The sequence below is a fragment of the Micromonospora sp. NPDC051300 genome, assembly GCF_044455315.1.
GTDB classification, from domain to species: Bacteria; Actinomycetota; Actinomycetes; order Mycobacteriales; family Micromonosporaceae; genus Micromonospora; species Micromonospora robiginosa.
Map to the genome: position 1 here is coordinate 66,014 of NZ_JBITEP010000005.1, position 10,555 is coordinate 76,568.

Below are 10,555 nucleotides of genomic sequence, written 5' to 3' on the forward strand. Positions count from 1 at the left end.
CCATTGTGGGCCGGTCCGGCGACGCCGGTCGCGGGGGCATTGCGGACGCCGTCGCGACCGGTCCGGCCGGATCGGACGCGACGGCGCACCGGCCCAGCCTGCGCACCTCGCGGCGGCGTCCCTGCTAGGGGCGGCCCTAGGGGCGGGCTAGGGGTTGTGACGCCTCTCCGGCGGCAATTACCTTCCTCACCGTAAGTGAGACCTGGTGGGCGCCGGTCAACGTTATTCGTGATCGCGCCGAACGGTATTGGGTCGCCTGTTGTTCCGGCCCGAAAAGGTGGCGCTGATGGCGACTGAGGACACCCTCCGGGAATATCTGAAATGGATGACCGCCGACCTGCACCAGACCCGGCGGAAGCTCGGCGAGCTGGAGGCCGCGCAGCGCGAGCCCATCGCGGTGGTCGGCATCGGCTGCCGGTTCCCCGGCGGGGTGCGCTCCCCGGAGGACCTGTGGCGGCTGGTCGACAGCGGCGCCGACGCGGTCAGCGCGTTCCCCACCGACCGTGGCTGGGACCTGGAGCGGCTCATCCACCCGGACCCCGACCACCCCGGCACCTCCTACGTCGGTGAGGGCGGCTTCCTCGACTCGGCCACCGAGTTCGACGCCGGCTTCTTCGGCATCTCGCCGCGCGAGGCGCTGGGCATGGACCCGCAGCAGCGGCTGCTGCTGGAGACGTCGTGGGAGGCGTTCGAGCACGCCGGCATCGACCCGGCGACGCTGCGCGGCCACCAGGTCGGCGTGTTCGCCAGCACCACCGGTCAGGACTACGCGGCGCTGCTCCAGACACCCCCGCCCGGCGTCGAGGGGTACGTGCTCACCGGCACCGCCGCCAGCGTGGTCTCCGGCCGCATCTCGTACGTGCTGGGCGTCGAGGGACCGGCCGTCTCCGTCGACACCGCCTGCTCGTCGTCGCTCGTCGCGATGCACCTGGCCGGCCAGGCGCTGCGGCAGGGCGAGTGCACGCTCGCGCTGGCCGGCGGCGCCACCGTGATGGCCACGCCTGCCGCGTTCGTCGGGTTCAGCCGCCAGCGCGGGCTCGCCGCCGACGGCCGGGTCAAGGCGTTCGCCGCCGCCGCCGACGGCACCGCCTGGGGCGAGGGCGTCGGCGTGCTGCTGCTGGAACGGCTCTCCGACGCCCACCGCAACGGCCACCCGGTGCTCGCCGTGCTCCGGGGCAGCGCGGTCAACTCCGACGGTGCGTCCAACGGGCTCACCGCCCCCAACGGCCCCTCCCAGCAGCGGGTGGTGCTGCAGGCGCTGGCCAGCGCCCGGCTCGCCCCGGAGCAGGTCGACGCCGTGGAGGCGCACGGCACCGGCACCAACCTCGGCGACCCGATCGAGGCGACCGCGCTGCTCGCCACGTACGGGCAGGGCCGGCCGGCGGACCGGCCGCTGCGGCTCGGGTCGGTGAAGTCGAACATCGGCCACACCCAGGCCGCCGCCGGCGTCGCCGGCGTGATCAAGATGGTGATGGCGCTGCGCCACGGCCGGCTCCCGGCCACCCTGCACGTGGACGCGCCCACCCCGCACGTCGACTGGTCCGCCGGCGCGGTGTCGCTGCTGAGCGAGCCGATGCCCTGGCCGGCGGGGGAGCAGCCCCGCCGGGCCGGGGTCTCCTCGTTCGGCATGAGCGGCACCAACGCGCACGTGATCGTCGAGGAGGCGCCGCCGACGCCGGATCCGGCCACCGCCGAACCGGCGACCCCGGACGCCGGGGCCGTCGCGTCGACCGCCACCGCGCCGGTGGCCGGCCCGGCGCCGGTGGTGGCCGCCGGGCTGGTGCCGGTCCTGCTCTCCGCGCGCGACGCCGCCGGGCTGGCCGCCCAGGCCGCCCGCTGGGCCGACTGGCTCGACACCGCCGCCGCCGACCCCGCCGACCCCGCTGTCGGCCGGGTGGCGGGGGACGACGGACCGGCCGCGTCACTGACCGACATCGGCTGGTCCTCGGTGACCACCCGGGGCGCGCTCGACCACCGGGCCGTCGTGCTCGCCCCGGACCGGGACACGCTCCGCGCCGACCTGCGGAGCCTCGCCGCCGGCGACACCGCGTCCGGCCTGGTCACCGGCGCCGGCCCGCGCGGCGGGCAGGTGGCGTTCCTGTTCAGCGGGCAGGGCGCGCAGCGCGCCGGGATGGGCCGGGAGCTGGCCGCCGCGTTCCCCGCCTACGCGGACGCGCTCGCCGAGGTCTGCGGCGAACTCGACAGGCACCTGCCCCGCCCGCTCGGGCCGATCCTCGCCGCCGAACCCGGCACCGACGACGCCGCGCTGCTCGACCGCACCGAGTACACCCAGGCCGCGCTGTTCGCCGTCGACGTGGCGCTGTGCCGGCTGCTGGACTCGTGGGGCGTCCGGCCGGACCTGCTCGCCGGGCACTCCGTCGGCGAGATCGTCGCCGCGCACGTGGCAGGCGTGTTCAGCCTCGCCGACGCCGCCGCGCTCGTCGCCGCGCGCGGGCGGCTCATGCAGGAGCTGCCGGCCGGCGGCGCGATGCTCTCCGTCGCCGCCGCGCCGGCCGACGTCGACGCGCTCCTCGCCGGCGTCGACGGGCCGATCGGCGTCGCCGCCGTCAACGGCCCGGCCGCCGTCGTGGTGTCCGGCGCCGCCGAGGCCGTCGCCGCCGTCGAGCGCCGCGCCGCCGACCGGGGCGTACGCACCAAGCGCCTCACCGTCAGCCACGCCTTCCACAGCCCGCTGATGGAACCGATGCTCGCCGGGTTCGCCGCCGTGGTCGACCGGCTGGAGCGGCACGCGCCGACCCTGCCGATCGTGTCCAACCTGACCGGTGAGCCGGTCGACCCGGACGAGATCCGCACCGCCGACCACTGGGTGCGACACGTCCGGGAGACGGTCCGCTTCGCCGACGGCGTGACCCGGCTGCGCGCGCTCGGCGCCGGCACGTTCCTGGAGGTCGGGCCGAGCGGCGTGCTGACCGCGCTGACCCGGGAGCTGACCGGCCCGGACGCCACCGCGGTGGCGCTGCTGCGCCGGGACCGGCCGGAACCGGCGGCACTGCTCACCGCGCTCGCCGAGCTGCACGTCGCCGGTGTCCCGGTCGACTGGCGGGCGCTGTTCGCCGGCGCCGACGGGCGGCGGGTCCGGCTGCCCGGGTACGCGTTCCACCGCCAGCGGTTCTGGCCCGAGCCGCCGGCCACCCCGACCGCCACCGAGGAGAGCGGCGCGGACGCCGAGTTCTGGGCCGCCGTGGAACGCGCCGACGTCGACGCGCTGCGCGACCAGCTCGGCGCCACCACCGACGACGACCCGGCGACCGCGCTGCGCCAGGCGTTGCCGGTGCTCTCCGCCTGGCGTCGCGGCCGGCACGACCGCTCCGTGGTGGACGGCTGGTCGTACCAGGTGCGGTGGCAACCGGTGGCGGTCGCCGAGGGTGACCGGCCGGCGGGCCGCTGGCTGGTGCTGCTGCCCGCGGACGCCACGCCCGGCTGGGCCGACGACCTGCCGGCGCTCGTCGACGACGCGACGGTGCTGCGCCTCGGCGCCGACGACCTGGACCGGACCGCGCTCGCCGACCGGCTGCGCGCCGCGGTCGGCGACGCGCCGGTGGCCGGTGTGCTGCACCTGGTCGCCGGCCAGGACCGGCTGCTGCCCGAGCACCCCGGCGTCAGCGTCGCCGCGGCCACCACGCTGGTGCTGCTCCAGGCGCTGACCGACCTCGACCTCACCGCGCCCGTCTGGTGCCTGACCAGCGGCGCGGTCAAGGCCGGTCCCGCCGACCGGCTCACCGACCCGGTGCAGAACCTGGTCTGGGGCCTCGGCCGGGCCGCCGCCGTGGAGCAGCCGCACCGGTGGGGCGGCCTGGTCGACCTGCCGGCCACGCCCGACGCCGCGCTCCGGCGTCGCCTCGCCGCGGTGCTCGCCGGCGGCAGCGGCGAGGACCAGGTCGCGGTCCGCGCCGGCGGCGTCTGGGGCCGGCGGCTCGTCCCGGCCCCGGCGCCGGAACGGCCGGCCGGCGACCGGTGGGCCGACGCCACCGTGCTGGTCACCGGCGGCACCGGCGCGCTCGGCGGGCACGTCACCCGCTGGCTGCTGGACCGGGGCGCCCGCCGGGTCGTGCTGGCCGGCCGGCGCGGCGCCGACACCCCCGGCCTGGCCCCGCTGCTCGCCGAGCACGGCGCCGACGGGCGGGTCACCGCCGCCGCCTGCGACATGACCGACCGTACGGCGGTCGCCGCGCTGCTGGACTCGCTGCCCGAGCTGACCGCGGTGGTGCACGCCGCCGGCACCGACCAGCTCACCCCGCTGACCGGCACCACGCTCGACGAGTTCGCGCACGTCGTCGCCGGCAAGGTGCTCGGCGCGCTGCACCTCGACGAGTGCCTCGCCGCCCGGCCGCTCACCGCGTTCCTGCTCTTCTCCTCCGTCTCCGGCACCTGGGGCAGCGCCGGACAGTGCGCGTACGGCGCGGGCAACTCGCTGCTCGACGCGCTCGCCGTGCACCGCCGCGACCGGGGGCTCACCGCCACCGCCGTGGCCTGGACCGCGTGGGGCGGGGCCGACGGCATGGCCGCGAAGAACACCGCCACCGAGCAACTGCACCGGATGGGCCTGCCCACCATCGACCCGGCGCGGGCCCTGGTGGCGCTGGACCGGGCGCTGGACCGGCCCACCGCCGGCGTCACCGTCGCCGACGTCGACTGGAGCCGGTTCCACCCGGCGTTCACGCTCACCCGGCCCAGCCCGCTGCTGTCCGAGCTGCCGCAGGTCCGCGCGCTTGCCGAGGCCGAGGCGGCGCGGGACGCCGCCGCGCCGGCCGGCGTCACCGAGGCACTGCGCCACCTGGCCGGCCGGCCCGAGGCCGACCAGGAGCGGGAGCTGCTGCGGCTGGTCGACGAGCAGACCGCCCGGGTCCTCGGTCACGCCACCGCCGACGACCTGCGCGGCCGGCCGTTCAAGGACCTCGGCTTCGACTCGCTCACCGCGGTGGACCTGCGGACCCGGCTGAACGAGGCGACCGGCCTGCGGCTGCCGTCCACCCTGGTCTTCGACCACCCCACCCCGGCCGAGCTGGCCCGGCACCTGCGGGTGACCGCGTTCGGCGCGGACACCGCCGGGCCGGCCGCGCCGACCGTCACCCCGGGCGCGGACGAGCCGATCGCGGTGGTCGGCATGGCCTGCCGCTATCCGGGCGGCGTGGACGGCCCGGAGGGGCTGTGGCGGCTGGTCGCCGACGGGGTCGACGCGATCGGCGGGTTCCCCGCCGACCGGGGCTGGGACGTGCCCGCGCCGGACAGCGGCTACACGCCTGCCGGCGGGTTCCTGCCCGAGGCGACCGGCTTCGACCCGGCGTTCTTCGGCATCTCGCCCCGCGAGGCGCTCGCGATGGATCCCCAGCAGCGGCTCACCCTGGAATCCGCCTGGGAGGTGCTGGAACGCGCCGGGGTGGACCCGACCGGCCTGGCCGGCAGCCGTACCGGGGTCTTCGTCGGCGCGTCCACCTCGGGGTACGGCACCGGGCTGACCGAGGTGCCCGAGGGCACCGAGGGCTACCTGATGACCGGCGGCGCGCACAGCGTCATCTCCGGGCGGGTCGCCTACACGCTGGGGTTGGAGGGGCCGGCGGTCACCGTGGACACCGCCTGCTCGTCGTCACTCGTCGCGCTGCACCTGGCCGGGGAGTCGCTGCGCCGGGGCGAGTGCGACCTGGCGCTCGCCGGCGGCGTCGCGGTGATGGCCACCCCGGACACGTTCGCCGAGTTCTCCCGCCAGGGCGGGCTGGCCGCCGACGGTCGGTGCAAGTCGTTCGCCGCCGCCGCCGACGGCACCGGCTGGTCCGAGGGCGTCGGCATGCTGCTCGTGGAACGGCTCGCCGACGCCCGCCGCAACGGCCACCGGGTGCTCGCGCTGGTCCGCGGCTCGGCCGTCAACTCCGACGGCGCGTCGAACGGGTTGACCGCGCCGAACGGGCCGTCGCAGCAGCGGGTGATCCGGGCCGCGCTGGCCGACGCGGGGTTGTCCACGTCGGACGTGGACGTGGTGGAGGCGCACGGCACCGGCACCACGTTGGGTGACCCGATCGAGGCGCAGGCGCTGCTGGCCACGTACGGGCAGGAGCGGGAGGCGCCGCTGCTGCTCGGGTCGATCAAGTCGAACATGGGCCACGCGCAGGCCGCCGCCGGCGTGGCCGGCGTGATCAAGATGATCCTCGCGATGCGCCACGCGACGGTGCCGGCCACGTTGCACGTGGACGAGCCGTCGCCTCACATCGACTGGTCCAGCGGCGCGGTGGAGCTGGTCACCGAGGCGCGGCCCTGGCCGGCGGTGGACCGTCCGCGTCGGGCGGCGGTGTCGTCGTTCGGCATCTCCGGCACCAACGCGCACGTGGTCATCGAGCAGCCGGACGAGCCTGCTCCCGCGCACCCGGTCACCGACCGGCCCGACGCGTCGGGGCTGGTCCGGACCGACGCGCTGCTCTGGCCGCTGTCCGCCCGCTCGACCGCCGCCCTGGCCGGTCAGGCGGACCGCCTCGCCCGGCACGTCCGCGCACACCCGGACCAGCCGCCCGCCGCGCTGGCCTGGTCCCTCGCGACCACCCGCGCCGCGCTCGACCAGCGCGCCGCGATCGTGGGCGCCGACCGGGACGACCTGCTGGCCGGCCTGGACGCGCTGGCGTCCGGTGCGCCGGCGGCGAACGTCGTGACCGGTAGCGGCGTGGACCACGGTGCGGGTCCGGTGTTCGTGTTTCCGGGTCAGGGTGGTCAGTCGGTGCGGATGGCTGCCGGTCTGGTGGGCCGGTGCGGGCCGTTCGACGCGCGTCTGGCGGAGTGTCAGCGGGCGTTCGCGCCGTTCCTGGACGTGGATCTGGTGTCGGTGTTGACCGGTGACGATGACGCCTGGTTGGACCGGGTGGAGGTGTTGCAGCCGGTCCTGTTCGCGGTCGGGGTGTCTCTCGCGGAGGTGTGGCGGGCGGCGGGTGTGGAGCCGTCGCTGGTGATCGGGCACTCCCAGGGGGAGATGGCCGCCGCGTGCGTGGCCGGGGTGCTGTCGCTGGACGACGCGGCGAAGGCGGTGATCCTGCGGGCGCGGTCCCTGGCCACCCTGGCGGGTTCCGGCGGGATGCTGGCGGTGGATCTGCCGGAGGCGGAGGTCGCGGCGCGGATCGAGGGTGTGGCGGGCACGGTGGTGGCGGTGCTCAACGGTCCCGGTCACGTGGTCGTCTCCGGGCCCCCTGACACGCTCGCCGAGCTGCGGGAGCGGTGGGCGGGTGAGGGGGTGCGGGCGAAGCCGGTGCCGTTCGACTACGCCTCGCACAACCCGGCCGTGGAGCGGATCCGGGAGCGGATGCTCACCGACCTGGCCGGCCTGTCCCCGCAGCCGGGTCACACCCGGATGGTGTCGACGGTGACCGGGGACTGGGCTGATCCCGAGAGCATGGACGGCGACTACTGGTACACGAACCTGCGCCGACCGGTGCGGTTCGAGGCCGCGGTGCGGACCGCCCTGGCGGCCGGGCACTCCACGTTCGTGGAGGTGTCCGCGCATCCGGTGTTGAGCATGCCGGTGACCGCGATCCTGGACGACGCCGACACCACCGGGCACACGCTGTCCACGCTGCGCCGCGGTGACGACGATCCGACCCGGCTGCTGACCAGCCTGGCCGCCGCCCACAGCATCGGCCTACCCGTCGACCTGACCGCCGTGCTCACCCCGGCCGCCACCGTCGACCTGCCCACCTACCCGTTCGCGCGGGACCGGTACTGGCTGGCGCGCGGCGGCTCCGGCCCGGCCGGGCTGCCCGCCGCCGGCCTCGACGCGGTCGACCACCCACTGCTGCACGCCGTCGCCGACCTGCCCGGCGACGAGGGCCTGCTGTTCACCGGCCGGCTCACCCTCGCCACCCACCCTTGGCTCGCTGACCACGCCGTGCTCGGCACCGTGCTGCTCCCCGGCACCGCGCTGGTCGAGCTGGCGTCCTGGAGCGGACGCGCCGTCGACACCGCCCACGTCACCGAACTAATCCTGGAAGCGCCGCTCGTCGTCCCGCCCACCGGCGGCGTCGACCTGCGGGTCCGCGTCGGCGCCGTGGACGACGACGGCTGCCGGCCGGTCACCGTCCACTCCCACCTCGACGACGACGGCGACACGCCGGGCGCCGGCCGCACCTGGCAGCGACACGCCACAGGCGTGCTCGCCCCCACCCGGCCGGTCACCGTGGCCGCCGGCGTGGCCTGGCCGCCCGCCGACGCCGAACCGATCCCGCTGGACGCGCTCTACCCGCACCTCACCGCGCAGGGCTACGGCTACGGCCCGACGTTCCAGGCGCTGCGCGCCGCCTGGCGCAGCGGCGACGACCTCCTCGCCGAGGTGGCGCTCCCCACCGACGCCCCCGCCGACCCGTTCACGCTGCACCCGGCGCTGCTGGACGCCGCGCTGCACACCATCGGCGCCGACGCGCTGCACCGCGCCGCCCCCACCACCGAAACCCAGGGGAAGACGGCGGCCGGACCCGGGCTGCCGTTCTCCTGGACCGGGCTCGCGATCCAGCCCACCCGGGCCCGGGAACTGCGGGTCCGGCTCACCCCCACCGAAGGCGCGGTCGCCGCCACCGTCACCGACACCGGCGGCGCGCCCGTCGCCTCCCTCGACGCGCTCGTGCTGCGACCGATCAGCGCCGACCAGCTCGACACCGCCCGCCGCACGGCCGCCCGCTCGCTGCACCGGCTCGACTGGATCGCCGCCGAACCCGGCGACCGCCGCCCCGCCCGCCTCGCCGCCCTCGGCGACGCCGACGAGTGGCCCGGCGTCGACGCGTACCGGAACCTGGACGACCTGGTGACGGCCGTGACCGGCGGCGCGGCCCGGCCCGACGCGGTCGTCGCCGTCGTCACCGGGCAGCGCGCCGACGAACCCGACCCGGCCCGCGCCGCTCACCTGCTCACCCACGAGACGCTGGCGCTCGCGCAGGACTGGCTCACCCGCGAACCACTCGACGGGACCCCGCTCGTCGTGCTCACCCGGGGCGCGGTCGCCGCCGACCCCGCCGACCGGCCGACCGACCTGCCCGCCGCCGCCGCCTGGGGCCTGATCCGCTCCGCCCAGTCCGAGAACCCGGGCCGCTTCGTGCTGCTCGACCTGGACGACGACCCCCGCTCCACGGTGGCGCTGCCGGCCGCGCTCGGCACCGGCGAATCGCAGCTCGCGCTGCGCGCCGGCCAGATCCGGGTGCCCCGGCTGGTCCGCCTCGGCCCGCCGCCGCAGCGACCCGAGCCGGACCTGTCCGCCGGCACCGTGCTGGTCACCGGCGCCACCGGCGCGCTCGGCCGCCTCGTCGCCCGCCACCTGGTCACCCGGCACGGCGTGCCGCGCCTGCTGCTGGTCAGCCGCAGCGGCCCGGACGCGCCCGGCGCGGCCGACCTGGCCGCCGAGCTGACCGCGCTCGGCGCCGCCGCGCAGGTCGTCGCCGCCGACGTCAGCGACCGGGACGCGCTCGCCGTGCTGCTCGACGAGATCCCCGCCGACCGGCCGCTGGTCGGCGTGGTGCACGCCGCCGGTGTCCTCGACGACGGCGTGCTGCCGGCGCTGACCCCGGCCCGGTTCGACACCGTCCTCGCGCCGAAGGCGGACGCCGCCTGGCACCTGCACGAGCTGACCGAGAAGCTGGACCTCGCCGCGTTCGTGCTGTTCTCCTCCTCCGCCGGCCTGTTCGGCGGGCCCGGCCAGGCCAACCACGCCGCCGCGAACGCGTTCCTCGACGGGCTCGCCCAGCACCGCCGGGCGCGCGGCCTCGCCGTCACGTCCATGGCGTGGGGACCGTGGGCCAACCCGGCCGAGCCCGGCGGGCCGCGGGGCCACGTCGACGAGCGGCGGATGAGCCGGGCCGGCTTCCGGCCACTCGGCCCCGACGAGGGCATGGCGCTGTTCAGCGAGGGACTGCGCCACGACGAACCGGCGATCGCCCCGGTCAGCCTCGACCACGCGGTGCTCGGGCGGCTCGGCCCGGCGCTGCCCCGGCTGTTGCACGGCCTGGTCCGTACCTCCGGCGCCGGGCCGGCCGAGACCCCGGCCGGCGACGCGGCGGCGGCGCTGCGCGACACGCTCGCCGCCACCGCCGAGGCGGACCGCGACCGGGTGCTCTCCGACCTGGTCCGCACGCACGCGGCGGCGGTGCTCGGCTACGCCTCGATCCGTGACGTGGACACCGAGAAGGGCTTCGTCGAGCTGGGCTTCGACTCGCTGACCGCGGTCGAGTTCCGCAACCGGCTCGGCGCCGCCACCGGGCTGCGCCTGCCGTCCACGCTGATCTACGACCGGCCCACCACCGCCGCCATGGTCAACCACCTGCGCGGCGCGCTGCTCGCCGAGCGGAGCACCTCCGCGCTGTCCGTGCTCGGCGAGCTGAACAAGCTGGAGACCGCGATGCGCGCCATCGCCGACGACGACACCGACCGCGCCGCCGTCGCCGTCCGGCTGCGCGAGCTGCTGTCGCTCTGGACGTACGCCGACGACCCCGCCGCGGGCGGCGGCAACCTCAGCTCCGCCAGCGCCGAGGAACTGTTCCACCTCCTCGACGACGAACTCGGTACCGCCTGAGATGCCCCG

At 77.0% G+C, this 10,555-nt stretch carries 1 protein-coding gene; it reads left to right on the forward strand.

The features are described 5' to 3' along the window. Nucleotides 1-286 precede the first annotated feature (286 nt). Nucleotides 287-10,546 carry a type I polyketide synthase gene (locus ACIA5A_RS07850; protein ID WP_396757763.1) on the forward strand — a complete coding sequence of 3,420 codons (10,260 nt, stop codon included), beginning with the start codon at nt 287-289 and terminating at the stop codon, nt 10,544-10,546. The last annotated feature ends 9 nt before the right edge of the window (nt 10,547-10,555 follow it).